Below are 26,511 nucleotides of genomic sequence, written 5' to 3'. Positions count from 1 at the left end.
AGCTGGAGCTGGCCGCGGGGCGTCGTAAACGTTGCTCTCGACGACCGACCCGCGGGCGTTCGACCGGTCGACGGGGGTACGGTATGGAAAGCTATAGGGCGGCGTCCCCGCCTATAGCTATATAAGCAAATGAGCGACGCGGGATACGACCACGCGACGGTCGAACGGCGCTGGCAAGAGGCGTGGGACGAGGCGGACGTCTACCGGACGCCCGACGACGTCGAGGATCCGACGTACGTCCTCGGGATGTATCCGTACCCGTCGGGCAAACTCCACATGGGCCACGTCCGCAACTACACGATCACGGACGCGTACGCTCGCTTCCGACGAATGCAGGGCGACGACGTCCTCCATCCGATGGGGTGGGACGCGTTCGGCCTCCCCGCGGAGAACGCGGCCAAGGAACGCGATACGAACCCGCGCGACTGGACCGTCGACTGCATCGAGACGATGACCGACCAGATGGAATCGATGGGCTTTGGCTACGACTGGGATCGGGAGATCACCACCTGCACGCCCGACTACTACCAGTGGAACCAGTGGCTCTTCTCCCGGTTCTACGAGGAGGACTTGGTCGAACGCCGCGACGCCGAGGTCAACTGGTGTCCCCACTGCGAGACCGTCCTGGCCGACGAACAGGTCGAAGGCGAGGCCGAACTCTGCTGGCGCTGTGACACGCCGGTCGAACAGCGCGAACTCGAGCAGTGGTTCCTGCGCATCACCGAGTACGCCGACGACCTGCTCGAGGCGATCGACGACCTCGAGGGGTGGCCCAACTCGGTCCGGCAGATGCAGCGCAACTGGATCGGCCGCCAGTACGGGGCGGAGGTCGATTTCGAGATCGAGAGCCACGGACCGGTCACGGCCTTCACGACCCGCATCGACACCATCCACGGCGCGACCTTCTTCGCGCTCGCACCGGACCACCCGATCAGCGAGGAACTGGCCGAGGAGGACGAGGAGATCCGCCGGTTCATCGAGGAGGAGGCCGACCCCGACGGCGACGAACCCAACGGCGTCGAGACGGGGCTGACCGCTACGAATCCCGCCACCGGCGAGGAGATCCCAGTCTACGTCGCCGACTTCGTCCTCTCGGACGTCGGGACCGGTGCGCTGATGGCCGTCCCGGCCCACGACGAGCGCGACCATGCCTTCGCCGAGAAGAACGGAATCGAGATCAGACCCGTCGTCGCACCCGACCCCGACGACGGTGAGGAGCCTACTGTGCCCGACGTCGAAGACGAGGCGTTCACCGAGGACGGCGTCCTGATCGATTCCGGCGAATACAGCGGCCTCGAGAGCGAGAGCGCTCGCGAGCGACTCACTGCGGACATCGAGGGCGCTGCGGAGGCCACACAGTATCAACTGCGTGACTGGGGGATCTCCCGCCAGCGCTACTGGGGGACGCCGATCCCGGTCGTCCACTGCGACGACTGCGGCCCGGTCATGGTCCCCGAGGCGGACCTGCCCGTCGAACTACCGGAGTTCATCAACACGACCGGCAATCCCTTGGACGCCGCCGAGGAGTGGAAGCAGACGACCTGTCCCGACTGCGGCAGCGAGGCGACCCGCGAGACGGACACGATGGACACCTTCGTCGACTCCTCGTGGTACTTCCTGCGCTACGTCTCGCCGGACTTAGAGGACGCGCCCTTCGACCTCGAGCGGGCCAACGACTGGATGCCCGTCGACCAGTACGTCGGCGGCATCGAACACGCCGTGATGCACCTGCTGTACTCGCGGTTTTTCACCAAGGTGCTGGCCGACCACGAGGGACTCGACCACCGCGAACCCTTTACCAACCTGCTGGCACAGGGGATGGTCCAACTCGAGGGCGAGAAGATGTCCAAGTCCAAGGGCAACGTCGTCTCGCCCCAACGGATCGTCGAGGAGTACGGGGCCGACACCGCGCGGCTCTTCATGATGCAGGCCGCCCAGCCCGAGCGCGACTTCGACTGGAGCGAGGAGGGCGTCCAGTCGACCTACGCCTTCCTCGAGCGCCTGCAGGGGATGGTCGAGGAGTACGCCGCCGAAACGCCCGACGGCGACGACGACGCGATCGCGAGTTACGTCGACGCGGAGATCGACGCGACGGTCGCCATCGCCACGGCGGAGTACGACGACCTGACGTTCAACAAGGCGTTGCGTGAAACGCAGGACCTCGTGCGAACGCTGCGCCAGTACGTCGATTACACCGAGCCCCACGCCGAGACCTACGAGCGCGGGCTGTCGGCCGTGGTCCGCTTGCTCGCGCCGGTCGCACCCCACATCGCGGAGGAGTTGTACGACGAACTGGGCGGCAACGGGTTCGTCGCCGAGGCCGAGTGGCCGACCGCCGAGATCGACCGCGACCGGGTCGAAAAGCGCCGGCAGTTGGTCGAGAACACCCGCGAGGACATCCGCGACATCGTCGAGGTCGCCGGGATCGAGGACCCGACGGGGATCGAGGTCGTCGTCGCCCCCGACTGGAAGTACGACGCCTTGGAGATCGCGATCGAGAGCGACGCCGACAACCTGATCGGCGAACTCATGAGCGAGTCCCACATCCGCGAGCAGGGCGACGCTGCGGCCGATTACGGCCAGGACCTACAGGTCGAACGGGAAGCGCTCTCGATGACGCTCGGCCCCGACGAGGAACACGCGGCACTGGAGTCGGCGGCGTGGCTGATCGAACGCGAATTCGACGCCCCCGTCGACGTCGTCCACGCCGTCGACGCCGACGAGGGTACCCTCGCCAACGCCGAACCCGGACGACCGGCGATCGAGATCGACGACTGATACCGGTTGCCGTACCGGTAGAACACAGGGCGGTCGCGATCCCATCGCTCGTCGTTTCCGCGCTCTTTCTGGGACGCTCGGGAACTGTCGGCCCGACGGCCGAGGACCACTGTACCAACCGACTGACATCACCGTGTCCTGGCTCGAGTCGCCCGAAGAGTCGGTCATCGACCCGGCCGACTGACGCCGAGGAGCGACTTCTTATCGGAGCCGCCGACGACTGCCATCGGAACTGACAGCTTGCTATCTAGTTTATACGCCACGCAGTCGTACGGGTCGCTACAGACCTGTTGGTTTCGAGGATGACCGAACAACGCACGGACCCCGTTCGATGGTCGTTTGCGAACGGCTCGTCGCCGAACGCACCACACGTCGTCTCGATGACCTGGCGAGACGGCCTGTTCGTCCACTGGCCGGTCGATCCCGACCGACTGCGCCCGCACGTACCTGACCGGCTGCCCCTCGAGACGCGGGACGGCCGTGCCTGGCTGAGCGTACTCCCGTTCGTCCTGACGAAGGTCGGACTACGCGGGACCCCGTCGGTGCTGCGACTCGCCTTTCCGGAACTCAACGTCCGGACCTACGTCCGCTACCGGGGCGATCCCGGCCTGTACTTCTTCAACATCGACGTCGACAACGCGCTGGTCGCGGCGACGGTCGGGCGGACGACCCAGTTACCGGTCTCCCGCGCACGGATGCGGGTCGGGGCAACCGACCAAAACCACGTGGCCTTCGAGAGCGAGCGGGTGAGACACGAGGGAGGCGGACCCCCCGCCCGGTTCGCCGCGACCTACCGGCCGGACGGCGAGGTCTTCACCGCCGACCCCGGCACGCTCGCATACTGGCTTGCGGAACGCCGGCGGTTCTACGCGCCCGATTCCACCGGCGTCCTGACCGGCGAGATCGCACACGACCCGTGGCCGCTCCAGCCCGCCGCCGTGACGATCCACGAAAACACGCTGCTCGAGGCCGCCGGCCTGCCGACGCCGACCGGCGACCCGGTGGTCCACTACGCCGACGAACTGTCGATGACGGGGTCGATTCCGCGGCGGTTGCGCGGTCGGTGAGCCGCCGACCGGTCGGCCGGCGACGTCGAGAACGGACGTCCCTTACGCCGAGTCGTCGACGCCGACGATATCGAAGGGGTGGCCGTCACCGTCCGCCGACGCTCGCTCGTAGACGACCCGTGCGGCGGCGACGTCCTGGATCGCGAGTCCGGTCGAGTCGAAGACCGTGTTGCCCGTCTCCGCCGTCCGTCCCGCTTTCGACCCGACGACGAGTTCGCCGATCTCGCCGTGGATGTCCGCGTCGGTCAGCACTCCTTCGTGGTACGGGACGTTGATCTCGCCCGAGTGGGTACACTGTTCGTGGTCGTCGATGACGATCCGCGCCGCCTCGAGCAGGGCGTCCTCGAGTTCGTGTTTCCCCTCGGCGTCGGCCCCGATGGCGTTGATGTGCGTGTGGTCGCCGACGTCGTCGGGGCCGACGATCGGGTCCTCGACGGGCGTCACCGTCGACAGCACGTCGCAGTGACCGGCCTCCGAGATCGAGCCCCCGCGAACGTCGAACCGGTCCTCGTAGGTCTCGACGAACCGTTCGACACGCTCGTCGTCGGGATCCGAGACCACGACTTCCTCGATGGGGCGCACCTCGCTGATCGCCTCGAGCTGGGTGTAAGACTGGACGCCGGCCCCGACGAGGCCGAGACTCGTGGCGTCCTCGACGGCCAGGTAGTCGGTGGCGACGGCCGCGGCGGCACCGGTCCGTTTCATCGTGAGCGTCGTCCCGTCCATGATCGCCAGCGGGAACGCGGTCTCGGGGTCGGAGTAGATCATCGTCCCCAGAACGGTCGGCAGGTCGTGGTCCGCGGGGTTGTCGGGGTGGACGTTGACCCACTTGAGCCCGGCAGCGTCCCAGTCGCCGGTATCGAGGTAGGCCGGCATCGACCGGAAGTCGCCGTTGTACTGCGGTAGATCGATGTAGGACTTGGCCGGCATCTGCGTATCACCGCGTTCGAAGGCCCCGAAGGCCTCCTCGACGGCGTCGATGACGGCCGCGAGTACAGCGTGTTCGTCGACGTCATCGCTGTCGAGTAGAAGTGTGTTCATACCCGCGAATATTGCGGGCTCGTACTTAGTTCGTCGTGACTCGAGGCCACCGTGTCAGACGGTAACTCGAGGCCGCCATGTCGGACGGGATCGCCCGGTATGGCCCCTGCTTCCATTCCCACAGTAACGGGTCCGGTTTCGGGGGCCTCAGCCCGTCGCCCGAACCAACACCATGCCGGTCCGATACGACTCGAGTCGGCGCTCGTCTCCGCCGTCGTCGGCGGTCGCCGTCGCGACCATCTCGGGGGAGAGGTCGGCCGCGACGACCCGCGGAACGTCCCGGTCGGCGACGGCACCGGCGACGTGGCCCGCGCCGGTGGCCACGTCGAGTGTCCGCGTCGCGCCCGCGGTCCAGTCGGCGAGGCGCTCGAGGTCTTCGCCCTCCTTGAGGACGGCCCCGTTACGGTAGGCGTCCATCGCGCCGCTGAAGGCGGTCGCTACGTCTCGCTTTCTGTCAGCGTCGTTCGTCACGACTACTTCTTGTCTCTAAATATACATGAGGGTTGGGAGGCGCCGGCGCTCGAGTCTCGAGCGATTCGTGGGAGCGCGAACTGCGGGAGTAGGGGATCCGGGAGCGCTACCGAAAGAGAAAGTGATCAGATGGGCCGACTGCAGTGGACGGATCGACACTCAGTAACTCCGCTCGAGTCGGGCATCGGCGAGTGAGTGCAGCGCCACGCGCCGCGGAAATGCGAACGGGCGCGAAGCGCCCGTGAGCGGTTTGGAGAACCCGAACGACGCCGTTCACCGAGCGCGGCAAAGCCGCGCTCGGGCCGACGACCGATGTGAGCGGAGCGAACGGAGGGAGGAGTGCTTTTATACTAAATTTTGCCGAGGGGCGGCTTCGCCGCCCCGCAGAGCAAAATTTAGGTTTAGCTCGCGGGTCACTCCGTTCCCCGCTCGCCTTTCAGAGGTCTTCGCTTCGCTCAGACCTCTCTTACATCATGCCGCCCATGCCACCGCCCATACCGCCCATGCCGCCGCCCATGCCACCGGGGCCGCCGGCGGGCATGTCGTCGTCATCGTCGTCGTGGGAGACCGCGAGGTCGCCCGCGGCGATGACGTCGTCGATGCGCAGCAGCATGACTGCGGCTTCAGTAGCGGACTCGATGGCCTGGGTCTTCACGCGCAGCGGCTCGTAGACGCCCTCGGCGTCCATGTCGATGGTGTCGCCGGTGTAGGCGTCCAGCCCGGCGCCGGTGTCGCCACCGTCGTGGGCGCTGCGGAGTTCGACAAGCGAGTCGATGGGGTCGAGCCCGGCGTTCTCGGCCAGCGTGCGCGGGATGACCTCGAGCGCGTCGGCGAAGGCCTCGACGGCGAGCTGTTCGCGGCCGCCGACGGAGTCGGCGTAGTCACGCAGCGCGAGCGAGAGTTCGATCTCGGGTGCGCCGCCGCCGGCAAGCACCTTGCCGTCCTCGATGGTCGTCCGGACCACGCCCAGCGAGTCCTCGATGGCGCGGTCGATCTCGTCGATGACGTGTTCGGTGCCACCGCGGAGGATCAGGGTGACGGCCTGGGCGTCGTCGACGTCCTCGACGAAGATGCGCTGGTCGCCGGCGATCTCCTTCTGAGCGACACTACCTGCGGCACCGAGGTCGTCCTCGGTCAGGTCGTCGACGCTCGAGACGGGCGTCGCGCCGGTCGCGCGGGCCAGCTGAGACTGGTCGCTGGATTTGACGCGACGGACCGCGATGATGTTCTCCTGTGCGAGATAGTGCTGGGCCATGTCGTCGATGCCGCCGTCGACGAAGACGACGTCGGCACCGGCGTCGGCGACTCCCTGGGCCATCTCCTTGAGCTGCTGTTCCTCCTGTTCGAGGAACTGCTCGAGCTGGTCGGGGTCGGTGACGTTGACCTCGGCGTCGATCTCGGTCTCTTTGATCTCGAGGTCGCCGTCGATGATCGCCACGTTGGCGTCCTCGGCGAAGTACGGCATGTTCTCGGAGACCCGTTCCTTGTCGACGATGACGCCCTCGACGAGTTCGGAGTTCTCGATGGAGCCGCCGACGACCTTCTCGACTTTGATGTTGTCCGTGTCGACGCCGTCGTCGCCGGCGACCGCGCGGACGGCCTCGACGACGAGTTCCGAGAGCAGGTCCTTGGCGTTCTCCGCGCCCTTGCCGGTCATCGCCGTCGCGGCGATCTGCTCGAGGACATCAGTGTCGTCCTCGTCGACGTCGATGGCGACTTCTTCGAGGGCCTCGGTGGCCTCCTCGGCGGCCTCTCGGTACCCCTGGGCGAGGGTCGTGGCGTGGATGTCCTGGTCCAGCAGGTCCTCGGCCTGGCTGAGGAGTTCGCCGGCGATGACGACCGCGCTGGTCGTGCCGTCACCGACTTCCTCTTCCTGGGTCTCGGCGACTTCGACGATCATGTCGGCCGCGGGGTGGTCGATCTCCATCTCCGAGAGCAGCGTGACACCGTCGTTGGTGACGATGACGTTGCCCGAGGAGTCGACGAGCATCTTGTCCATCCCCTTCGGGCCGAGCGTCGTCCGAACCGACTCGGCGACGGCCTTCCCGGCCTGCACGTTCATCGACTGCGCGTCCTCCCCGGAGGTGCGCTGGCTGTCCTCCGAGAGTACGATAAGGGGCTGGTTGCCCATCTGCTGTTGAGCCATAGTCAGTCGAAGGATTGATTGTGATTCTATATAAGCTTTTTCCTATCCGACGAACAGGGACGGCTGAAGATGCCCCCGTACGGCGGTTTCGGTCCGAACGACGTAGGGGTATATATACTCACACTCGCTGAGAACCAGCGCGGAGACGGGCTATCGCGTGGAATTCCGACGGGCCGTGACTAACGATAGAAAAGCGGTTCGACGAAAACGGCGACGGTGGACGGACTCGACCGCTCGTTCGCAGGGCCGCCGACTGAAGCCAACCGACCGACCGCAGGGATCAGGACTGACCGCCGGGGAACCGGTGGTACTCCATCCCCTTGTGTTTCATCTCGTTGTGCTTCTCCTCGAGGAACGAGTACACCGCGCCGTGGGGGGCCCCATCGAGGAGCATCTCGGCGGCGGTGCGGACGGCGTCGACCTCCTGTGGTGCGCCGATGACCCCGAGCGTCGAGCCGTAGATGACGACGTCGGCCCCGGTCAGTTCCTCCATCAGTTCGCGGGTCCGGCCGCCCTCGCCGATGAGTCGGCCCTTCTTGCGTTTCATGTCGTTTTTGTTGCGCGACGCGGCGTCGATATCGACGACGTCGAACAACATCATGTCGTCCTCGAGCAGTCGCAGGGCATCCTCGGGCGCGAACCCGCGGCCGATCGCGCGAACGATCTCGGGACCTTTGAGGCCGAGTACGGGGTCGCCGACGGTTTCGACGGCGACGGAGCCGTTCTCCGAGTCGATGTCGAGTCGCACTTCGGCTGCCGCCTCGATCTCGCGCATCGTCTCGCCACCTTCACCGATGAGAACGCCGATGCGGTCCTGCGGAATCTTCACGTGCTGCATACTGTTCGATACTCACTGGGCGAGGTTAAGCGCTTGGTCCGCGAGTACCGGGTGTTCCGTGCCACCGTCACGCGCGCCGTCTCGAGTCGTCGCGCGGCCGAACGGTCCTACTCGAGAAGCGAGCGGAACCGCACCGACTGCGATCGGGTATCGACGATCGCGACCGTCCGGTCGTCGTCGGCCGCCAGTACGTGCGCGCCGGGGTTGAGGACCGTCGTCCGGCCGTCCGCCGATAGCTCGCGCTCGTGGTGGTGGCCGTAACAGACGAAATCGTAGCCGTCGCCGGCCGCGATGGCTTCGACCTCCGCCTTGCTCTCGCCGTGGAGAACGGCAAAGGAGAGCCCGTCGAACTCGAGGTCGGCGAAGCGGCCGTGGAGTTGGCTCTCGCCGCCCAGCGAGTCGAACGCGCGCTGGAGGTTCCGGACGTCGCCGTCGTTGTTCCCGAGGACGCCGTGGAGTTCGAACCCCTCGAAGTAGTCGACCATCAGGGGTGCGACGAAATCGCCGCAGTGAACGACGATTTCGACGCCCTCCTCGGCGAAGATCACGGTGGCGCGTTCGATGGCCTCGACGTTGTCGTGGGTGTCGGAGACGATACCGATGTGCATACGCGTTTCCGCGATAGCGATCCACTAAGGCGTTTGGACGACCGCGCGAACGCGATCAGTTCCGCGAGGGATCCGGCTCCGGGCTCGTGACGAACTCGAGTAAATCGTCTTCGGTCACCTCGAGTCCCTGTCGGGAGAAATAGCCCGCGACGTTCCGGCAGTCCCGCTCTAAGAACTCGCGACTGTTGGGGTGGTGGACCGTGACGGCCTGTCCCAGATCGATCAGCACCAGTTGGCCCTCGCTCTCGTCGAAGACGACGTTGTACTCGCTCAGATCGCCGTGGATCAGGCCGGCCGAGTAGAGCCGGCGCATGTACTCGCGCATGACCTCGTAGGCGGTTTGTGGGTTCTCAATGTGGACCTCGCCGAGCCGTTTCGCGCGGCCATCGTCGGTGCCGATGTACTCCATGACCAACACGTTGCGCTCGGTGGCGAGCGGTTCGGGGACTCGGACCCCAGCCGCCTGCGCTCGCCGGAGGTTCGCCAGTTCCTTTTTCGTCCACGCGAGAACGACATCTTTCTTTTTCCCACCGAGGCCCTCGAACCGGGGGTCACCCTCGAGGTAGTCGCGCATCTGCCGGAAGTTCGAGGCGTTGATCCGGTAGATCTTGACCGCGACCTCGCGGTCGTCGCCCAGCGCGTGGTAGACGTTTGCCTCCTTGCCGGTCGAGAGCGGCCCGCCGAAGGCCTCGACGTAGCCGTCCTGGACGAGTTTGTACAACGCCGCGAAGGTCGCGTCGTCGAAGACCGACTGCTCGACCTTGAACTGCTCGGCGTCCTTGATCCGCTCCTCGAACTGCTCGAACTCGCGGTCGCGCTTGCGGGCGATCCGGTCGGCTTCGGTATCCGAGACGTCGATCTCCTCCCACTCGTCGCCGGGCGAATCGACGTCCTCGAGGTCGACCAATCCGAACTCCGTTCCCTGACCCATCTGCTCGATCCTAGGCGCCCCAACGGGTAAAGTACCGGGTCCGGCCGACGGCCGTCGCCGGGCATGGGCCCGGCGTCCGAAAGAAGATCTATTTATACCCGGTTTCGCAAACACGGACGAGACTCGCACATGGGAGTTGACTTCACACCGAAAGCCTACGACGACATTCCCGAGGACGAGCGACCGAGCCTGGGGGAAGCGCTCGTCCCGATCGCGGGCATGATACTGTTCCTCTCGGTCGGGATGATCTGGCTCGAGATGGACCCACAGATGCCGTTGTTGTGGGGGATCGCCTTCGCGGGGCTGCTCGGGCGGTACTACTTCGGCTATTCCTGGGAGCGGCTCTACGATGGCATCAGTCGCAGTATTCTGACCGGACTGCAGGCCATTCTCATCCTGTTCGTCATCTACATGCTCATCTCGTCGTGGATCGATGCCGGAACGATCCCCACGCTCATGTATTACGGACTGGAGTTCCTGTCGCCGGGGATATTCCTCCCCTTTACCGTCGTCCTCTCGGCGGTCGTCGCCTTCGCGATCGGGTCCTCGTGGACGACGGCCGGAACCCTCGGCGTCGCGATGATCGGAATCGGCTCCGGGCTCGGGATCCCGGAGGCGATGACGGCCGGTGCCGTGCTGTCGGGGGCCTACACCGGCGACAAGAACTCCCCGCTCTCCGACACCACGAACCTCGCCGCCGCGGTCACGAACACGGATCTGATGGACCACATTCGGGCGATGCGTCCCGGAACGATGATCGCGTTTACCGTCTCGCTGGTCCTGTTCGTCGTGTTGGGACTGAACACGAGCGGGACGATCCCCGTCGACCGCGTCACCGAGATGCAAGCCGGCCTCGCGAACAGCTACGTCGTCTCACCGATCACGCTCCTCCCACTGATCATCACGTTCGCGCTCGCGTTTTATGGGTTTCCGGCGCTGCCGTCGCTCGGCATCGGCATCTTCGCCGGCGTCGGGATCAGCACCACCGTTCAGGGAGCGAGCTTCGCCGCCGCCTGGGAAGCCGTCCACAACGGAACGAGCCCAGAGACCGGCCTCGAACTCACGAACGAACTGCTCGCGAGCGGCGGCCTCTCGGGCTCCGTGTGGGTCATTACGATCATCGTCGCCGCGCTGGCACTCGGCGGGATCCTGCAGGAGATCGGCGTGCTGGCATCGATCGCGTACCACATCGGCCAGGCCGTCAGTAGCGTCGCCGGGCTGACCGCCGGGACGGCCGCCGGGACGATCGCGATGAACTTCCTCGCCGCGGAACAGTTCATGGCGATCGTCGTGCCCGGGATGACCTTACAGAACCTCTACGACGAGTACGACCTCGAGAGCCAGAACCTCTCGCGGGCGGTCGAAGCCGCCGGGACGACGACGTCGGCGTTCGTTCCCTGGGGATCGGGCGGCGTCTTCATGGCGTCGACGCTCGGCGTGCCGGTCATCGAATACGCGCCGTACTACTTCTTCGGGATCCTCTCGCCGCTGGTCCTCATCGCGATGGGCGTGACCGGCTGGGGAATCGTCTACAAGGAGTCCGCCGAGGCGGAACCGACGGCGGAGACGGCGACGCCGTCCGTCGACTGAGCCGGCTCGTCGCACGGCCGGACCGTCGCGACACCGGTCATCGAACCGGAACCGACTTTTTCTCCTCGGCCCTCGTACCGTCATACAGTGACATGGACGAACTGTACGCACGACGGATGATAGCGGGGACGAACTGATGACCACCCACGAGGTAACCCTCGAGTGGACCGACGGCCGGACGCGGACGCTCGACGTGGCCGAGAGCCAGACGGTCCTCGAGGCGGCCCAGCGGGTCGGCGCGCGACTGCCCTACGACTGCCGGAGCGGGACCTGTATCACCTGCGTCGGCCGACTGCTCGGGCTCGAAGACGGCGAGACGGACGCGGAGGACGGGGCGCGGCCGGACGTGAGAGATGCCTTCGCGTATCGCCGGCAGCCGCGGGCGCTGACCGACGACGAGCAAGGTGAGGGCTACGTCCTGTTGTGTATCGCCTCGCCGCAGGCCGACTGTCGCATCGAGGTCGGGCCGCGGGTGCGCGCCGAGGTCGGCGACAGCCCCTGGGCGTAGGTCCGTCCGCTCGCGTCATCCCCGACCAGATTTATTTACCCGCTCGTGGTCGGGAGTGCCATGAGTGACGCTAGCACGCCAGACGACGTCGAACCCGGCCACGACCACGAACACCACCACGAGGGGCCCGGCTACGCGACGCCCCAGGCCGCGATCGAGGAGAGCGAGCGGGAACGGTTGGCGTACGTGATGAGCCTCTACGTCGGTACGGACGTCGACGCGCCGGATTTCGTCGCGGTCGTCGATCTCGATCCCGACTCCGAGACCTACTGCGAGATCGTCGACCGGGTCGAGATGCCCGAGCGCGGGGACGAACTCCACCACTTCGGGTGGAACGCCTGCTCGTCGTCCTGTCACGTGGACGAACTCGAGCGGCGACACCTGATCGTCCCCGGCCAACGCTCCTCGCGGATCCACGTCCTCGACGCCGCCGACCGGCGGAATCCCGAACTCGAGACGGTGATCGAACCCGAGGACGTCTTCGAGTACGACCTCTCGGCACCCCATACCGTCCACTGTATCCCCGACGGGCAGATCCTGATCAGCATGCTCGGCGACGCCGACGGCGAGCTTCCGGGCGGGTTCCTCGAGCTGAACGAGGACTTCGAGATCGAAGGGCGCTGGGAGCCGCCGGGCGAGATCGAGATGAACTACGACTACTGGTACCAGCCCCGCCAGAACGTGATGGTCTCGAGCGAGTGGGCCGCACCCAAGACGTACTATCCGGGCTTCGACCTCGAGGACGTCGAGGAAGGCAACTACGGCCGGAAGCTCCACTTCTGGGACTGGGAGGACGGCACCGTCGAGCAGACCATCGACCTCGGCGAGGAGGGGCAGATTCCGCTCGAGGTGCGATTCCTTCACACGCCCGAATCGACCCACGGGTTCGTCGGGGCCGCGCTCTCCTCGAACATGTTCCACTTCTGGCGGGACGAGAGCGCGGATGACGGGCAGGGAGCGTACCGCGCGGAGAAAGTGATCGACTTCGAGGCTCGCGACCACGAGGACTGGGACATGCCCGTGCCGGGGCTGACGACCGACATCCTGATTTCGATGGACGATCGGTACCTGTTCGGTTCGAACTGGCTCCACGGCGAGGTCTGGATGTACGACATCTCGGACCCGTCGAACCCGCGGCGGGCCGATTCGCTGTCGGTCGGGGGTACCTTCGGCGAGATCCAGGAGGTTCAGGGCCGGGAACTCGCCGGCGGCCCGCAGATGCTCCAGCTCTCGCTGGACGGCGAGCGCCTCTACTGGACTACCTCGCTGTTCTCCTCGTGGGACGACCAGTTCTACCCCGAGGAGGCCGAGCGCGGCTCGGTGATGCTGAAAGCCGACGTCGACCCCCGGAAAGGGACGATGGAACTCGACGAGGACTTCCTCGTCGACTGGGGCGACTGTCCCGAGGGACCGGCCCGCGCCCACGAGATCAGATGGCCCGACGGCGACTGCACGAGCGACGTCTGGCAGTGACTCACCGCGCCGGCAGATGACGAGCCACGACGTGACCCTCGAGTGGCCCGACGGCCGCATTCGAACCATCGAGGTTCGCGAGGGCGAGACGGTCCTCGAGGCGGCCGAACGGAACGATATCGGACTTCCGTTCGGTTGTCGCACCGGTGCCTGCGGGACCTGTACGGGGCGGCTACTCGAGGGTGCCGCCGACGATGCCCTCACGCACCGCCGACGGCCTCGAGCCCTGAAGGATCGACACCTGGCGGACGGCTACGTCCTGCTGTGTCTCGCCGCGCCGCGGGCCGACTGTCGGATCGCGGTCGGCTCGAGCGTTCACACGGAACTGGTGGACAACCCGTGGAAGTAATCAGTAGATCTTCCATTGTCCATCTCGGCGAAAATATATACTATTAGAACGTAGAGACGAATATGGTGTCACCTCCCCTCGTCCACACTCTTCCTCCGGCATGGCGGTTCGCGCTCATCGGTTCAATAGCTTCGCTACCCGTCATCGCCGTGCTAAACTGGCTACCGAATTCGGAGGCGACCATCGGCGGTGGTATAATGATAATCGGAGCGTTCGTCGCAGGAGTCATCGCTGCGATCCGCTCGTCGGACCCAGGTGCTGCTGGACTCCGCGCTGGTCTCATTGGTGGCGCCCTCGGACTGCTCGTAGTCATCGTGACGGCAGGGACGACGGCAACATGGTCGCTACAGAGGGTCGTGTTCGTCGTCTTCGCCAGTGGATTGGTGGTGTGTGTTGCACCCCTATTCGGCCTCGGATCCGGTCGTGTCGGTGGGTGGGTAGCAAACACCGTTGGCTCCCGACGAACGACCAACGCGGACGCATCATAACGGATTGTCGGACAGCGCTTCTATACTGACCGTTCGAAGTGATCGGTCGATATCGTGAATGAGACAAACGATAGCGAGTTCACGGAACTGCTTCCACCACCGTCGTGATCGAACGAACGCATAGTCGAAGGACACTCGAGTGACTCGCGTCGCGAATCCATCTCCCCGCTGGAACTGACCGACGACGACAGCCGCCTCGAGAAACGCGGAACGACACGGGCAGGCCCCAGTCAGTACCATTAACGGGTCCGAACGGCAACCCTCGAGCAAGAATGCCAGCCGCCGACGAGAACGAAGAGAATCCCTACCTCCGGGAGCCGCCGACCGACTTCCGGCCGGTCGAGGACCTCTCGGAAGACGAGGCCACCAAGCAGGTCGACCTGCTCCGGGAAGCCGTCCGCGAACACGACCGCCGCTACTACGTCGAGAACGACCCGATCATCGGCGACCGGACCTACGACGCCCTGTTTAGCCGCCTGCGCGACCTCGAGGAGGCGTTCGGTCTCGACCACCCCGACAGCCCCACCCGCAGGGTCGGGGGCGAACCGATCGAAGCGTTCGACACCGTCGAACACGTCGCGCCGATGCTCTCGATCGAGGGCAGCGGCGAGGAAGAAGACATACGCGAGTTCGACGAGCGGGTGCGACGAGAGGTCGGCGACGTCGACTACGTCTGCGAGCCCAAGTTCGACGGCGTCTCCATGGAGGTCGTCTACGAGGACGGCCGCCTCGAGCGCGCCGTGACCCGCGGGGACGGCCGCGAGGGCGACGACGTGACCGAAAACGCGCGCACGATCGGCTCCGTGCCACAGCGGCTCCGCGGCGATCACCCCGAGTTCCTTGCGGTCCGGGGCGAGGTCTACATGCCCAAGGACGCCTTCCAGGCGTACAACCGCGAACGCATCGAGCGCGGCGAGGACCCCTTCGCCAACCCGCGAAACGCCACGGCCGGCACGATCCGCCAGCTCGATCCGACCGTCGTCGCCGAGCGCCCGCTCGCGGTCTTCTACTTCGACGTCCTCGAGGCCAGCGACCTCGCGGACAGCCATCGGGACGAACTCGAGCGGTTCCCCGACTACGGGCTGCGGACCAACGACCGCGTCGAGGTCGTCGGAGACATCGAGGACGCGATCGACTACCGCGACCGCATGCTCGAGGCTCGCGAGGAGTTGGACTACGAGATCGACGGCGTCGTCATCAAGGTCGACGACCGCGAGGCCCGCGAGGAACTGGGGCGAACGGCCCGTCACGACCGCTGGGCCTTCGCCTACAAGTTCCCCGCCCGCGCGGAAGTGACGACGATCGCCGACGTGGCGGTCCAGGTCGGCCGAACGGGCCGGCTGACTCCCGTCGCCCTGCTCGAGCCGGTCGACGTCGGCGGCGTCACCGTCTCGCGGGCGAGCCTGCACAACCCCGAGGAGATCGCCGAGAAAAACGTCAATATCGGTGACACGGTTCGCGTCCAGCGGGCCGGCGACGTGATCCCCTACGTCGAGGAGGTCCTCGAGAAGGGCAGCGAGGGCCACTACGAACTGCCCGATCGCTGTCCCGTCTGTGACAGCCCCGTCGAGCGCGACGGCCCCATGGCCTTCTGTACCGGTGGATTGGGCTGTGACGCCCAGCTTCGTCGGTCGATCGAGTACTACGCGGGCGACGACGGCCTCGACCTCGAGGGACTGGGCGAGAAGAGCGTCCGCCAACTGGTCGACGCCGGCCTGCTCGAGTCGGTCGCGGACCTCTACGCACTCGACCAGGCGGACCTCACCGACCTCGAGGGCTGGGGCGAGCAAAGCGCCGAGAACTTGCTCGCCGAGATCGCGGCCAGCCGCGAGCCGCCGCTTTCCGACTTCGTCTCCGCGCTGGGGATCCCCCTCGTCGGTCCGACGACGGCCCGCGAACTCGCCCGCGAGTTCGGTACCTTCGCGGCCCTCCGCGAGGCCGCGGAAAGCGAGCCCGAACGGCTCGAGGGCGTCGACGACGTGGGCGAGACCGTCGCCGAGACGGTCCACGACTTCTTCACGAGCGAGGCCAACGCGGCCGTGGTCGACGCCGTCCTCGATCACGTCTCACCGCAGGAAGTCGACGTCGAGACCGGCGGGGACGAACTCGCGGGGCTCACCTTCGTCTTCACCGGCTCGCTCGAGGGCGTGACTAGGGACGAAGCCCAAGCAACGGTCGAGGCCCACGGGGCCAACGCGACCGGCAGCGTCTCGGGGAACACGGACTACCTCGTCGCCGGCGAGAATCCGGGTGCGACGAAGCAGGGCGATGCGCGCGACAACGACGTCCCGATCCTCGAGGAGGGCGAGTTCCGGGACCTGCTCGCGGAGAGGGGTATCGACCTCGAGTGAGCGCCGCCGGTTCGATGGGTGCTGAACTCGGTGCTGACGGAACCGAGCAAGCGGTCCCTCGAGGCGACGAGGTCCGTCTCACTCGCGACGAGCGAGGACCGCGACGACCGCGATCGCGACGGCGACGACGCCGATGACCGTCGGCACGAGTCGGCCGTCTCCCCACTCCCAGCCGAGGAACTGTGTGCCGACGATCGCAATGAGCGCGACGGCAACGCCGATCGCCGTGAGCAGCGGGGACGAGTTCCGTCCGAGCGAGCGTGCCATGGTAGAATGACGGATCGCCGACATCATAAGTCTGTGGGCGAAAATCGGCACCGCATCGAGCGCTTTCGTGGGGCGGTCCGGATCGGGGTACATCGGCTGACCGGCAGCGGACGCGACCCGCCGAGATTCCATAGAGCGATAGTAGCCGCTGAAAGCCATTACACACCTGATCGCACGACAGCGTTGCGATCAGTGTGTAAATCGTTTCAGCGGCTACTAGAGACAGTTCCTCGTTTCAGCCTGCTGCGCTCATATAGACATGTATTTTAGAGGGTCAGTTGTCCAATTGTGGGTCGGTCTTAGTTGTGCTATGCGGAGTAAAGCACCCAGCCACAATCACGGACAGGTATATTGTCACATACCCACATTGTTCTAATATGGGAAAAACAGGGATCACAAAGCGCCTCCTTCTGTTTGCAGCCGTTCCCGGCATACTTGCACTGCTGCTCGTTCCGTTGGTTACCGGGATTGTCGAAGGCTGGGTCGATCTTCGGTTTACGATTTACATCGCTGTGGGGTCCGCATTGGGTATGGGCCTCTTCATGCTTGGAGTTGCGATACTAGCCCCGGAAACGTTCGAGAATATCTCACTGGTGTGACCCACGGACTCCGTTTTGGGTTCACGCCTCCAGCGATCGAAGGTCACTCGAACGACGAACTCAACGGTGAGTGGGTCCGCGACTGATGCGCACGGTCACCGCTCGCTTCGAAGTCGGTCTCCGACCGAAAGCAGCGTCTCGAGGCCCTGTACTTCGCCCTCGCGCTCCGGCAGCGTCACGACCTCGAGATCGGGGAAGGTCGCTCGAATCTCCGCGACCCGCTCGAGATGTCGCTCGTGACGTGACTGACACCGCGAACAGCCGTCCTCGGGGTCCTCGAACACCCGATTGACCACGAGCCGGTCGACCCGCACGTCGGCCTCCCGCAGCGTCGCTACCAGTCGCTCGGACTCGGCGATCGCCATCGATTCCGGCAGTAAGACGACCCGGAACTCGGTGCGCTCGGGATCGGTCAGTAGTTGGCGTGCGCGCTCGAGGCGGGCCCGGAACGACTCGAGGCCCTCCTCGTCGTCGCGGCCGCTCCCGAACATCGACATCGGGCCCAGCACCGCCGTCCGGGCAGCGTCGCCGATCCGCTTTGCCTGTCCCCGCAGGGACTGAGCCGTCTCGAGGGCCAGTCCCATCACCTCGGGGGTGTCGAACAGCCGGAGGGTGTGGCCCGTCGGCGCGGTGTCGAAGACGACGACGTCCCAGTCGCCGTCGTCGACGTACTCGACGAGCAGATCCAGCGCCGCGATCTCGTCGCTACCGGCCGGCGCGCCGCCGGCGAACAGCCGGCCGACTTCCTCGTCGTCGAGCCGGATACCGGCGCTGCGCAGGTCGGCGGCCAGCGCCCGCGCCAGCCGTTCGTAACGCTCCTTTCGCGCGTCGGGGTCGATCTCGACGGCCCAGAGGCTCCCGCTCGCCGCGTCGATCCCCGCCGCCTCGGCCTCGAGTTCGCGTGGCTCGGGACCGAGATCGGTCTCGAGCGAGTCCGACAGCGAGTGGGCGGGGTCGGTCGAGACGACGAGCGTGTCTCGGCCCGCGTCGGCGAGCCGAAGGGCCGTCGCGGCCGCACAGGTCGTTTTCCCGACGCCGCCTTTGCCGCCGTAGAAGATGCAATCGGTCACGGGCGGGGGTATCACGGCGGGTACCGTAAATCGCCCTGCCGAACGGGAGCCGACCGAGAGAATGGGGCCGCTGCCGTCCGCCGATCAGATGTCGACGCGGTCGAACCGGTAGAGCGCGATCGCGAGCGGCACGACGACCCAGAACAGCAGGATCAGGAACGAGAACCAGTCTTGGAGGAAGATCGGCAACTCGCCGCCGAACATCTCGGCGCTGACCGCGGACTGTTGCTCGAGCGCCTCGACGTCCGTCAGCAGCGTCAATCCATTACTGTACGCCTGTCCGGGATCGAGATTCAGGACGAAGTACGCCCAATCTTCGGGCCGGGTGAGTTCGAAGGTCCGTCCCCCCGACTCAACCGTGTACGTGACGGTATCGAAAAAGAGGATGTCGCGCTCGCCGAGCAGTCTGAAGACCCCCTCCAGACCGTTCCAGACGCCGTAGAACATGAGGAAGACGCTGCCCATCGCGGCTCCGGCGATGGTCGTCGAGGGCGTCAGCGACGAGAGCGCGACGGCGATGCTCATGTAGGCGACGCCGTAGATGATCGACATCACGAGCAGTCCGGCGTAGTCGGCGATATCGAAGCCGCCGAGCAACGCGGCGACGACGACGGCTGCGAGTACGAAGCCGACCGTCAGCGACAGCGAGAGGACGGCCGACCGTCCGAGCAGCTTCCCGAGCAGGACGTCCTTTCGGGAGTGGGGCAGCGAGAGGAGGACTTTGATGCTCCCGGACTCGCGCTCGCCCGCGATCGACTTCCAGCCCAGTACCAGCGCGATCAGGGGGACGATGACTTTCGTGATCTGGCTGACGAAGACGACCAGCATGTCCGTCGTCGCTCCCTGCGCTGCGATGTCGTCGCCGAAGTACGAGAGCGCCCCGGTCACGACGACGAGGATCGTGAAGAAGAATACGGACAGCCCCCAGAACAGCCACGAGCGGACGGCGTCCTGAAAGTCCTTCTTCGCGACCGCACGAACGCTCTCTGGGTTGATCGAACTCGAGGCCGACCCGCTCGTGCCTGCCGACTCCGCCGGCGTCCCGGTTTCGGAACTCATCGAGCATGCACCTCCGTCCCGGCGTCGGTCGTATACGACTGGAAGACGTCCTCGAGCGACGCCTCCGTGGTCTCGAAGTCTCGGATCTCGATGCCGCGGTCCTCGAGCGCCGAGAGGACGGCCGTCTTCGAGCCGTCGACGGTGACGACGACCGTCGGCGGCTCGTGTCCGTCGACGGTGGCGTCGCTTACGTCGGGTAGCGAGCGGACCGCCTGCAGGGCGTCGTCGTCGATCCGGTCGACGGAGACCCGAAGGGTCGTGCCGCCCTCGACGGAGTCGCGCAGTCCCTCGACGGAGTCTTCGGCGACCATCCGGCCGTCGCGCAGGATGCCGACGCGGTCACAGACCGCCTCGACCTGCTCCATGATGTGACTCGAGAAGAAGACGGTCGCGCCGCGTTCGTTTTCCTCGCGGACGATCTCGCGCATCTCGCGGGCCCCGTTGGGGTCGAGGCCGGTGGAGGGCTCGTCGAGGATGAGGAGATCGGGCTCGCCGACAAGCGCCATCGCGAGCATGAGCCGCTGGGCCATCCCCTTCGAGTAGCCGCCGGCCTTCCGGTCGATCGCGTCGACCAGACCGACGCGTTCGAGCAGCGCTTCGGGGTCGTCGTCGGCGTCTTTCGATTCGATGGCGAACTCGAGGTGTTGGCGGGCGGTCAGGCGGTCGTAGAGTTCGACGCCTTCGGGGAGGACGCCGGTTCGACGCCGGATCTCGCGGCTGTTGTGCTGGGCGTCCATGCCGAGGACGCTGACCTCGCCCGCGGTCGGCCGGGCGAAGTCCAGGATGACGTTGATCGTCGTCGACTTGCCAGCACCGTTGGGACCGAGGAAGCCGAACACCTCGCCCTCTTCGACCTCGAAGGAGAGGTCCTCGAGCGCGAGGGTCTGACCGTACCGTTTGGTCAGCTCGTCGACTGTGATAGCGGGCATGGCCGTGTGGTCGCAGCGTTTCCCGATAAGGTTTGTGACATCAGGAGTCTGCCGAAGAAGGACCATATCGGCCGCGATAGCCGTACTGTGCCCTTATTTCTCACGTTTCGGGGGCGGAGAGAGGGTCAGATCGGGTCGTCGGGATCGTATTTGTCCGCAGTCCGGTCGACCTCCGTTGCGTAACGCGTGCGGGTCTCCTCATCGGGCACCGGCTCGAGTTCGTCCTCGGGGACCTCGGTGGCCGCGGTGACGGTCGCGCCGGTCCGCAGCGCCGTCGAGGAGCGCTGTCGTTGCTGGTAGCGCGAGCCGTCCGGCGTCGCGTAGACGAGCGTGACGAAGTCGCGGTCGCCCAGTTCCCGTTCGACGAGCCAGCACTGTACCGTCGAGTCACTCATACGCGTCGGGTTGTCCCCCGACGACCGAGAATGTACCGTGTTCGAGCGGCTCGGAAGGCGCTCCCTACTCGCGTGAACGGAGCCCGACGTACTTGGGCCGCGGGCTGGGAGCGGCGACCGATGGCCAGAGCGCAGGGCGATCGGGCCACCGCGTGGACCGAGCGCGTCGAGCAGTTGTGTGACGAAGGCGAGCGGATCGACCACCGCGCCGACCTCGAGGCGGCGACGCTCGTCGTCACGAACCGCCGGCTGTTGGCGTTCACTCCCGACCGGGACGGCCGGAACTTCCGCGCCGTCGATCGACCGAACGTCGGCACGGTGACCGCCGAGTCGACCGACCGACTCGCGTGGCTCGTCCTGTCGCTCGCCGCGGCAGTCGTCGGCGTCGGCCTGCTGGAGGCGTCGCGGGCGACCCTCGGCGATCTCGTGCCGGTCGAGCCACCGTCCGCGCCGGACCTCCCGCCGGTGTCCGACCTCGTCGGGGCCGTCCGCGAGGGCGTCGGGACGGCGCTGCTCGTCCTCGAGTGGGGCGCGGTCGCGCTCGCCCTCACCGCGCTGCTCTTTGCGGTCGTTTTCGCTGTGGGCTACGTCCGCTCGCGGTCGCGACGGCTGGTGATCCGGGTCAGCGGCGGGGCCGATCTCGCGGTTCCCATCACCGACACAGCGGTCGAGGACGGCGTCGTCGCCGACCTCGAGGCCGCGATCCGACCGGAGCCGATCGACGGGGGCGGCGGTCGGAGCGAGGGACACGAAGCGGACGGCGAGGAGTCAGGCTGAAATTCCCTGCCTCCATAGGGCCGCCGATGGAAGCCGATGGGGTTCGCGAGCGCGCCGGATCGTTGCCCCGCGAGCCCGGCGTCTACCAGTTCCGGGACGGGGAGACCACCCTCTACGTCGGGAAAGCCGTCGATCTGCGCGACCGGGTGCGGTCCTACGCCGACCCCCGCAGCGCGCGGATCCGGCGGATGGTCGATCGGGCCGACGACGTCGAGATCGCGGTCACCGACACCGAGACCCAGGCCCTACTGCTCGAGGCGAACCTGATCAAGCGCCACCAGCCCCGCTACAACGTCCGGCTCAAGGACGACAAGTCCTACCCGATGGTCCAACTGACCGACCACGACGCACCCCGGATCGAGATCACCCGCGATCCCAGCGAGTCGGCGACGGTATTCGGGCCCTACACCAGCAAGACGCAGGTCGAGACGGTCGTGAAGGCCCTGCGGGAGACCTACGGGATCCGCGGGTGTTCGGATCACAAGTACTCGGGTCGGGACCGGCCGTGTCTCGACTACGAGATGGGGCTCTGTACCGCACCCTGCACCCGCGAGATCGATATCGAGAGCTACCGCGAGGACGTCACCGCCGTCAAGCGGTTCCTCGAGGGCGAGACCGGGATCCTCGCGGACCCGCTGCGCCGCGAGATGGAGGCCGCCGCCGAGAGTCAGAACTTCGAGCGCGCGGCGAACCTGCGGGACCGACTCGAGACCGTCGAGGCGTTCCACGGCGAGGGGGGCGAGGCCGTCCAGTCGGTCGGCGACGAGCGGGGCGTCGACGTGCTGGGCGTCGCCATCGAGGGCGAGGACGCCACCGTCGCCCGCCTGCGTGCCGAGGACGGCAAGCTGGTCGACCGGGACCGCCACACGCTCGAGGCCCCCGGCTCCGCGGGAAGCGATAGCGCGATCGGCGGGGGCGTTCCCGCGGTGCTGTCGGCGTTTCTCGTCCAGTACTACGCCGAGCGCGAACTGCCCGACGCCCTTCTCCTACCCGAGCGCCACGGCGACGGGGAGGTTGCGGCGTGGCTCGCGACCGAGGGCGTCTCGGTCCGCGTGCCGGGTGCGGGCCGGGAGGCCAAGCTAGTCGAACTCGCGCTGAAGAACGCCCGGCGCAACGTGGGTCGGCGCGACGAGTGTGGCATGCTCGCCGACGCCCTCGAGATCGAGTCGGCGAGCCGGATCGAGGGGTTCGACGTGAGCCACGCCCAGGGAACGGCGGCAGTCGGCAGTAACGTCGCCTTCGTCGACGGCAGCGCCGAGAAGGCGGAGTATCGGCGGAAGAAACTCACCGATCAGAACGACGACTACGACAACATGCGAGCCCTGCTCGAGTGGCGCGCGACCCGCGCCGTCGAGGGTCGCGACGACCGGCCCGATCCCGACCTCCTGCTGATCGACGGCGGCGCGGGTCAGCTCGAAGCGGCCCGGGACGCGCTCGCCGAGGCGGGCTGGGAGGTGCCGGCGATCGCGCTGGCCAAGGCCGAAGAGCGCGTGGTCACGCCCGAGCGGTCGTTCTCGTGGCCCAGCGACGCGCCACACCTTCACCTGCTCCAGCGGGTCCGCGACGAGGCTCACCGCTTTGCCGTGCAGTACCACCAGACCGTCCGCGACGAGGTCTCAACGGTGTTAGACGACGTGCAGGGAGTCGGTCCCGAGACACGCAAACGGCTGCTGGGGCGGTTCGGCAGCGTCGAAAACGTCCGCGAGGCGAGCCTCGAGGACCTCCGGAGCGTCGAGGGGGTCGGCGAGAAGACGGCCGAGACGATCAAATCGCGGCTGTAGGCCGGCGCGTCGGCGGTCGCGTCGACCCCGTTGCGAGGGCAAGGACAGGGCTATCCCCCGGCCGGACCCCATGATACCGTATGGCAGGCAACGACGACGACCTCGACGACCTGCTCGACGAACTCGACAGTCAGGGCGACCTCGAGACGTCCCAGCAGGTGCTGTCGATCCGGACCGAGAGCCGCCGGTACGACAAGCCGGTGACGATCGTCGAGGGGTTCGACCTCTCGAAAGCGGAGATCGAATCGACCGCCTCGGACCTGAAGAGCGCGCTGGGAACCGGCGGGACGGTCGCCGACGGGGGACGTATCGAACTTCAGGGTGACCACCGCGATCGGGTGCCGGAACTGCTTCGCGAGCGGGGGTTCGACGTGCGGGAGTGAAATCGGTCGCGATGGCAATATTCGCCGGCCCGGCCATGTCAGCGAGTTATTTATGTCTCACGTTCGATGATGCGGTATGAACGTTCGATCCGCGACGGAAGACGATTTCGACGCGATCACGGCCGTCGCTCGCGCGACGTGGCACGACACCTACGACGAACTCGACGCCGAGACTATCGACGAGACCGTCGACGCGTGGTACACCGACGACTCGATGCCGCTCGAGGCACCCGGGACGGTCGTTCTCGTCTGCGAACGCGACGACGAACTCGTCGGCTTCACCCACGCGGTCGCACAGGGCGAGACCGCCGACGTCCTCCGGATGTACGTCCACCCCGACCACCAGGGCGAGGGGGTCGGCTCGGCGCTTCACGAGCGGCTGATGGCGACCCTCGAAGAGACCGAGGCCGAGGAAGTCCGCTCGTTCGACTTCGCGTTCAACGACGCCAGCCGCCGGTTCTACGAGGGGCTGGGCTTCGAGCAGACCGACGAGGGCGAGGTCGAGATCGACGGCGAGTACTACCCCGAAGCGGTCTACACGCTCGAACTGTAGCCACCCGCCGAGCCGATCGACGAGGGGACCTAACTGAGCGGGTGGAAGGGCTTTGTTACTCGCTATCGTAGTCCCGGTATGGAACTCCGACCAGCCACCCGCGAGGACCGATCGGCGATCAGACGCGTCGCCCGGGCGACGTGGCACGACACCTACGACGAACTTGACGCCGACACCATCGACGAGACCATCGACGAGTGGTACGGCGACGAGGCCCTCGAGACGGCGCTGTCGAAACCCGGCACCGCGTTCCTCGTCGCCGAGAAAGACGGAGACATCGTCGGCTTCACCCACGGCGTCGTCACCGAGGACGAGGGCGATGTTCTGCGGATGTCCGTCCACCCCGACCACCAAGGCGAGGGGATCGGCACCGGACTCTACGAGCGGCTACGCGAGGACCTCCAGGACTTCAACATGGAGCGGATGCGGGCGATCGACCTCGCCTCGAACGAGGGCGGCCGCGAGTTCTACGAGGATCACGGGTTCGAGCCGACCGGCGAAGACGACGTCGAGATCGGCGGCAAGCAGCGGCGCGAAGTCGTCTACACGCTCGAGCTGTGATCACACCGCTTGGCCGGTGAGACCGCGATGATCGACAGTGTCCTTGCAAATTCATAGCACGGATGCAAGTGGGCCGCTAGTGAGAGATAGTGTCGCACATGGGGACGAAAACGCCGAGCGAGGCCGACATTCTGCGGCCGATCGGGTCGGTATCGACAACGTATTTCATCATGGTTGCCATCGCTGGGCTGGCGTTTCTCGCCTTCCTCATCGGGTGGGCCTACCAGCTCCAAGAGGGGTTAATCGTCACTGCCCTCGGTGACTGGGGAAGCGGCGGCGGTGCCACGTGGGGGATCTACATCGGCGCGTTCATCTGGTGGGTCGGGATCGCCCACGGCGGGATCATCCTCTCGGCCGCCGTCCGTCTGTTGGGGATGGATCGGTACATGCCGGTCGCCCGCCTCGCCGAACTGCTGACCATCGCCGGCCTCTCCGCAGCCGGCTTTTACATCATCGTCCACCTCGGTCGGCCGGACCGGATGGTCACGAGCGTCATCGGTCACTACCACATCACGATCCACGGCTCGCCGCTGGTGTGGGACGTGACCGTCATCACGGCCTATTTCGTGTTGACGGCGACCTATCTCTCGCTGACGCTGCGGTACGACGTCAGTCGGCTCCGTGATGACCTTCCGGATCGCCTGGATCCGATCTACCGGTTCATGACGATCGGCTACACCGAAAAAGAGGACGCGATCGTCGAGCGGATGGTCTGGTGGCTCGCGCTTGCGATCATCATCATGGCCCCGCTGCTCCTCCATGGCGGCGTGATCCCGTGGCTGTTCGCCGTGTTGCCGAACTATCCGACCTGGTTCGGCGGCGTCCAGGGGCCGCAGTTCCTTACCATCGCACTCACGTCGGCCATCAGCGGCGTCATTATCCTCGCCTATTCGTTCCGACGCGCGTACGATTGGGATCACATCATCACCGACGACATCTTCCGCGGACTGCTCCTCTGGCTCGGCTTCTTCTGTCTGCTCTTCCTGTGGCTGCAACTCCAGCAGAACATTACCGGCCTGTTCCAGGCCCCCACCGACCTGACGATCGCAGCGTTCGCCAGAGCCACGAACCCCATCTACCTCACGTCGATGTCGTTGGTCTTCCTGACGCTGTCGTACATCTTCGCCCAGGCGATTCGCCCGACGCTGTTTACCAAGCGACGAGCCATCGTCTCCGGCCTCGCGGTCCTCACCGCGACGATCATGGAGAAGGTGCTGTTCGTCGTCGAGGGGTTCTTACACCCCACCTTCGACATCTACGAGGCCGTCCCGGGCGACTACGTCCCGGGACTGATCGAGGTCCTGTCGATCCTCGGGACGATCGGCATGGTGGCGCTCATCTTCCTGACCGTCTCCAAGGTCTTCCCCGTCGTCGAACTCCACGCGATCGAACACCTCCGGGACCATCACCATCGGGACGACCACCATCGGGACGACCGCGAATAGCCACGACGCCGTCGCGATCGGGCCGACTCGACTCCGTTTTTCGCCCACTCCGC

26 protein-coding genes are annotated in these 26,511 nt (G+C 66.2%); 15 read left to right on the top strand and 11 right to left on the bottom strand.

Going from position 1 to position 26,511, the window contains the following annotated elements; genetic code table 11:
- Positions 1 to 129 precede the first annotated feature (129 nt).
- Positions 130 to 2,778, top strand: a complete 2,649-nt coding sequence (gene leuS / locus ACERIM_RS14745) for a leucine--tRNA ligase (protein ID WP_373633283.1) — start codon at positions 130 to 132, stop codon at positions 2,776 to 2,778.
- 302 nt (positions 2,779 to 3,080) lie between these two features.
- Entirely contained in the window at positions 3,081 to 3,845 is a 765-nt protein-coding gene (locus ACERIM_RS14740; RefSeq protein WP_373633282.1) for a YqjF family protein, read from the top strand.
- Positions 3,846 to 3,887: 42 nt separating this feature from the next.
- Here ACERIM_RS14740 and ACERIM_RS14735 read toward each other — a convergent pair whose 3' ends face one another.
- From ACERIM_RS14735 to rio1, 6 genes are all read right to left on the bottom strand, one after another.
- Positions 3,888 to 4,886: an ornithine cyclodeaminase family protein gene (locus tag ACERIM_RS14735; RefSeq protein WP_006648623.1), complete on the bottom strand. Its 999-nt coding sequence runs from the start codon at positions 4,884 to 4,886 to the stop codon at positions 3,888 to 3,890.
- 147 nt (positions 4,887 to 5,033) lie between these two features.
- Positions 5,034 to 5,357, bottom strand: coding sequence for a hypothetical protein (locus tag ACERIM_RS14730; protein ID WP_373633281.1), 324 nt, complete (start codon positions 5,355 to 5,357; stop codon positions 5,034 to 5,036).
- A 466-nt stretch (positions 5,358 to 5,823) separates the two neighbouring features.
- Entirely contained in the window at positions 5,824 to 7,488 is a 1,665-nt protein-coding gene (thsA, locus tag ACERIM_RS14725) for a thermosome subunit alpha (RefSeq protein WP_006183280.1), read from the bottom strand.
- 295 nt (positions 7,489 to 7,783) lie between these two features.
- Positions 7,784 to 8,341, bottom strand: a complete 558-nt coding sequence (locus ACERIM_RS14720; RefSeq protein WP_006648621.1) for a pre-rRNA-processing protein PNO1 — start codon at positions 8,339 to 8,341, stop codon at positions 7,784 to 7,786.
- Positions 8,342 to 8,448: 107 nt separating this feature from the next.
- On the bottom strand, positions 8,449 to 8,949 hold the full coding sequence (locus ACERIM_RS14715) for a metallophosphoesterase (RefSeq protein ID WP_373633280.1): 501 nt from the start codon (positions 8,947 to 8,949) through the stop codon (positions 8,449 to 8,451).
- Positions 8,950 to 9,004: 55 nt separating this feature from the next.
- Complete coding sequence (gene rio1, locus ACERIM_RS14710; RefSeq protein ID WP_049965130.1) at positions 9,005 to 9,880, bottom strand: serine/threonine-protein kinase Rio1; 876 nt, start codon at positions 9,878 to 9,880, stop codon at positions 9,005 to 9,007.
- A gap of 129 nt (positions 9,881 to 10,009) precedes the next feature.
- On the opposite strand from rio1, the gene nhaC reads away from it, so the two are divergent.
- The 6 genes from nhaC to ligA all read left to right on the top strand — a co-directional run bounded on the left by nhaC (position 10,010) and on the right by ligA (position 16,639).
- Positions 10,010 to 11,470: a Na+/H+ antiporter NhaC gene (gene nhaC, locus ACERIM_RS14705; protein ID WP_373633279.1), complete on the top strand. Its 1,461-nt coding sequence runs from the start codon at positions 10,010 to 10,012 to the stop codon at positions 11,468 to 11,470.
- 136 nt (positions 11,471 to 11,606) lie between these two features.
- The gene (locus ACERIM_RS14700) at positions 11,607 to 11,978 is read left to right on the top strand and encodes a 2Fe-2S iron-sulfur cluster-binding protein (RefSeq protein WP_373633278.1); all 372 of its coding nucleotides are present in this window, start codon (positions 11,607 to 11,609) and stop codon (positions 11,976 to 11,978) included.
- A 60-nt stretch (positions 11,979 to 12,038) separates the two neighbouring features.
- Entirely contained in the window at positions 12,039 to 13,451 is a 1,413-nt protein-coding gene (locus ACERIM_RS14695) for a selenium-binding protein SBP56-related protein (RefSeq protein WP_373633277.1), read from the top strand.
- Positions 13,452 to 13,467: 16 nt separating this feature from the next.
- Entirely contained in the window at positions 13,468 to 13,800 is a 333-nt protein-coding gene (locus ACERIM_RS14690) for a 2Fe-2S iron-sulfur cluster-binding protein (protein WP_373633276.1), read from the top strand.
- Between the two features lie 62 nt (positions 13,801 to 13,862).
- On the top strand, positions 13,863 to 14,288 hold the full coding sequence (locus tag ACERIM_RS14685) for a DUF5518 domain-containing protein (RefSeq protein WP_373633275.1): 426 nt from the start codon (positions 13,863 to 13,865) through the stop codon (positions 14,286 to 14,288).
- Positions 14,289 to 14,560: 272 nt separating this feature from the next.
- Entirely contained in the window at positions 14,561 to 16,639 is a 2,079-nt protein-coding gene (gene ligA, locus ACERIM_RS14680; RefSeq protein WP_373633274.1) for an NAD-dependent DNA ligase LigA, read from the top strand.
- A gap of 78 nt (positions 16,640 to 16,717) precedes the next feature.
- Here the strand turns inward: ligA and ACERIM_RS14675 are convergent, their stop codons facing one another.
- Positions 16,718 to 16,906: a hypothetical protein gene (locus ACERIM_RS14675; protein WP_006648614.1), complete on the bottom strand. Its 189-nt coding sequence runs from the start codon at positions 16,904 to 16,906 to the stop codon at positions 16,718 to 16,720.
- Positions 16,907 to 17,283: 377 nt separating this feature from the next.
- Between ACERIM_RS14675 and ACERIM_RS14670 the strand changes: the two genes are divergently transcribed.
- Complete coding sequence (locus tag ACERIM_RS14670; protein WP_373633273.1) at positions 17,284 to 17,505, top strand: hypothetical protein; 222 nt, start codon at positions 17,284 to 17,286, stop codon at positions 17,503 to 17,505.
- A gap of 95 nt (positions 17,506 to 17,600) precedes the next feature.
- Here the strand turns inward: ACERIM_RS14670 and ACERIM_RS14665 are convergent, their stop codons facing one another.
- The 4 genes from ACERIM_RS14665 to ACERIM_RS14650 all read right to left on the bottom strand — a co-directional run bounded on the left by ACERIM_RS14665 (position 17,601) and on the right by ACERIM_RS14650 (position 20,958).
- On the bottom strand, positions 17,601 to 18,575 hold the full coding sequence (locus tag ACERIM_RS14665) for an ArsA family ATPase (protein WP_373633272.1): 975 nt from the start codon (positions 18,573 to 18,575) through the stop codon (positions 17,601 to 17,603).
- A gap of 84 nt (positions 18,576 to 18,659) precedes the next feature.
- Complete coding sequence (locus tag ACERIM_RS14660) at positions 18,660 to 19,634, bottom strand: ABC transporter permease (protein WP_373633271.1); 975 nt, start codon at positions 19,632 to 19,634, stop codon at positions 18,660 to 18,662.
- Positions 19,631 to 20,563 (bottom strand): ATP-binding cassette domain-containing protein, encoded by a 933-nt coding sequence (locus ACERIM_RS14655; RefSeq protein ID WP_373633270.1) that lies wholly within the window; start codon positions 20,561 to 20,563, stop codon positions 19,631 to 19,633. The genes ACERIM_RS14660 and ACERIM_RS14655 overlap by 4 nt, the downstream gene beginning before the upstream one ends.
- 125 nt (positions 20,564 to 20,688) lie before the next feature.
- Positions 20,689 to 20,958: a hypothetical protein gene (locus tag ACERIM_RS14650; protein ID WP_006183266.1), complete on the bottom strand. Its 270-nt coding sequence runs from the start codon at positions 20,956 to 20,958 to the stop codon at positions 20,689 to 20,691.
- 120 nt (positions 20,959 to 21,078) lie between these two features.
- On the opposite strand from ACERIM_RS14650, the gene ACERIM_RS14645 reads away from it, so the two are divergent.
- The 6 genes from ACERIM_RS14645 (at position 21,079) to nrfD (ending at position 26,458) form a co-directional block, all read left to right on the top strand.
- Entirely contained in the window at positions 21,079 to 21,735 is a 657-nt protein-coding gene (locus ACERIM_RS14645; protein ID WP_373633269.1) for a hypothetical protein, read from the top strand.
- 26 nt (positions 21,736 to 21,761) lie between these two features.
- Positions 21,762 to 23,516 (top strand): excinuclease ABC subunit C, encoded by a 1,755-nt coding sequence (locus ACERIM_RS14640; protein WP_373633268.1) that lies wholly within the window; start codon positions 21,762 to 21,764, stop codon positions 23,514 to 23,516.
- Positions 23,517 to 23,596: 80 nt separating this feature from the next.
- Positions 23,597 to 23,899, top strand: a complete 303-nt coding sequence (locus tag ACERIM_RS14635) for a translation initiation factor (protein ID WP_049965142.1) — start codon at positions 23,597 to 23,599, stop codon at positions 23,897 to 23,899.
- 76 nt (positions 23,900 to 23,975) lie between these two features.
- Positions 23,976 to 24,452 carry an N-acetyltransferase family protein gene (locus ACERIM_RS14630; protein WP_373633267.1) on the top strand — a complete coding sequence of 159 codons (477 nt, stop codon included), beginning with the start codon at positions 23,976 to 23,978 and terminating at the stop codon, positions 24,450 to 24,452.
- A gap of 78 nt (positions 24,453 to 24,530) precedes the next feature.
- Entirely contained in the window at positions 24,531 to 25,013 is a 483-nt protein-coding gene (locus tag ACERIM_RS14625; RefSeq protein WP_373633266.1) for an N-acetyltransferase family protein, read from the top strand.
- A 98-nt stretch (positions 25,014 to 25,111) separates the two neighbouring features.
- Positions 25,112 to 26,458, top strand: a complete 1,347-nt coding sequence (gene nrfD, locus ACERIM_RS14620; RefSeq protein ID WP_373633265.1) for an NrfD/PsrC family molybdoenzyme membrane anchor subunit — start codon at positions 25,112 to 25,114, stop codon at positions 26,456 to 26,458.
- Positions 26,459 to 26,511: the final 53 nt, after the last annotated feature.

Origin of the sequence: Natrinema sp. H-ect1 (genome assembly GCF_041821105.1) — an archaeon.
In the GTDB taxonomy this organism is placed as follows: domain Archaea; phylum Halobacteriota; class Halobacteria; order Halobacteriales; family Natrialbaceae; genus Natrinema; species Natrinema thermotolerans.
Note: the sequence above shows the minus strand (reverse complement) of the source record. Positions and strands in the feature narration are given on the sequence as shown.

Bases quoted from the DNA above. Each gene is read 5' to 3' on its own strand.
- leuS (WP_373633283.1), top strand. From the start codon at position 130: ATGAGCGACGCGGGATACGACCACGCGACGGTCGAACGGCGCTGGCAA.
- ACERIM_RS14740 (WP_373633282.1), top strand. From the start codon at position 3,081: ATGACCGAACAACGCACGGACCCCGTTCGATGGTCGTTTGCGAACGGC.
- ACERIM_RS14735 (WP_006648623.1), bottom strand. From the start codon at position 4,886: ATGAACACACTTCTACTCGACAGCGATGACGTCGACGAACACGCTGTA.
- thsA (WP_006183280.1), bottom strand. From the start codon at position 7,488: ATGGGCAACCAGCCCCTTATCGTACTCTCGGAGGACAGCCAGCGCACC.
- ACERIM_RS14720 (WP_006648621.1), bottom strand. From the start codon at position 8,341: ATGCAGCACGTGAAGATTCCGCAGGACCGCATCGGCGTTCTCATCGGT.
- ACERIM_RS14715 (WP_373633280.1), bottom strand. From the start codon at position 8,949: ATGCACATCGGTATCGTCTCCGACACCCACGACAACGTCGAGGCCATC.
- rio1 (WP_049965130.1), bottom strand. From the start codon at position 9,880: ATGGGTCAGGGAACGGAGTTCGGATTGGTCGACCTCGAGGACGTCGAT.
- nhaC (WP_373633279.1), top strand. From the start codon at position 10,010: ATGGGAGTTGACTTCACACCGAAAGCCTACGACGACATTCCCGAGGAC.
- ACERIM_RS14700 (WP_373633278.1), top strand. From the start codon at position 11,607: ATGACCACCCACGAGGTAACCCTCGAGTGGACCGACGGCCGGACGCGG.
- ACERIM_RS14695 (WP_373633277.1), top strand. From the start codon at position 12,039: ATGAGTGACGCTAGCACGCCAGACGACGTCGAACCCGGCCACGACCAC.
- ACERIM_RS14690 (WP_373633276.1), top strand. From the start codon at position 13,468: ATGACGAGCCACGACGTGACCCTCGAGTGGCCCGACGGCCGCATTCGA.
- ACERIM_RS14685 (WP_373633275.1), top strand. From the start codon at position 13,863: ATGGTGTCACCTCCCCTCGTCCACACTCTTCCTCCGGCATGGCGGTTC.
- ligA (WP_373633274.1), top strand. From the start codon at position 14,561: ATGCCAGCCGCCGACGAGAACGAAGAGAATCCCTACCTCCGGGAGCCG.
- ACERIM_RS14675 (WP_006648614.1), bottom strand. From the start codon at position 16,906: ATGGCACGCTCGCTCGGACGGAACTCGTCCCCGCTGCTCACGGCGATC.
- ACERIM_RS14670 (WP_373633273.1), top strand. From the start codon at position 17,284: ATGGGAAAAACAGGGATCACAAAGCGCCTCCTTCTGTTTGCAGCCGTT.
- ACERIM_RS14660 (WP_373633271.1), bottom strand. From the start codon at position 19,634: ATGAGTTCCGAAACCGGGACGCCGGCGGAGTCGGCAGGCACGAGCGGG.
- ACERIM_RS14655 (WP_373633270.1), bottom strand. From the start codon at position 20,563: ATGCCCGCTATCACAGTCGACGAGCTGACCAAACGGTACGGTCAGACC.
- ACERIM_RS14650 (WP_006183266.1), bottom strand. From the start codon at position 20,958: ATGAGTGACTCGACGGTACAGTGCTGGCTCGTCGAACGGGAACTGGGC.
- ACERIM_RS14645 (WP_373633269.1), top strand. From the start codon at position 21,079: ATGGCCAGAGCGCAGGGCGATCGGGCCACCGCGTGGACCGAGCGCGTC.
- ACERIM_RS14640 (WP_373633268.1), top strand. From the start codon at position 21,762: ATGGAAGCCGATGGGGTTCGCGAGCGCGCCGGATCGTTGCCCCGCGAG.
- ACERIM_RS14635 (WP_049965142.1), top strand. From the start codon at position 23,597: ATGGCAGGCAACGACGACGACCTCGACGACCTGCTCGACGAACTCGAC.
- ACERIM_RS14630 (WP_373633267.1), top strand. From the start codon at position 23,976: ATGAACGTTCGATCCGCGACGGAAGACGATTTCGACGCGATCACGGCC.
- ACERIM_RS14625 (WP_373633266.1), top strand. From the start codon at position 24,531: ATGGAACTCCGACCAGCCACCCGCGAGGACCGATCGGCGATCAGACGC.
- nrfD (WP_373633265.1), top strand. From the start codon at position 25,112: ATGGGGACGAAAACGCCGAGCGAGGCCGACATTCTGCGGCCGATCGGG.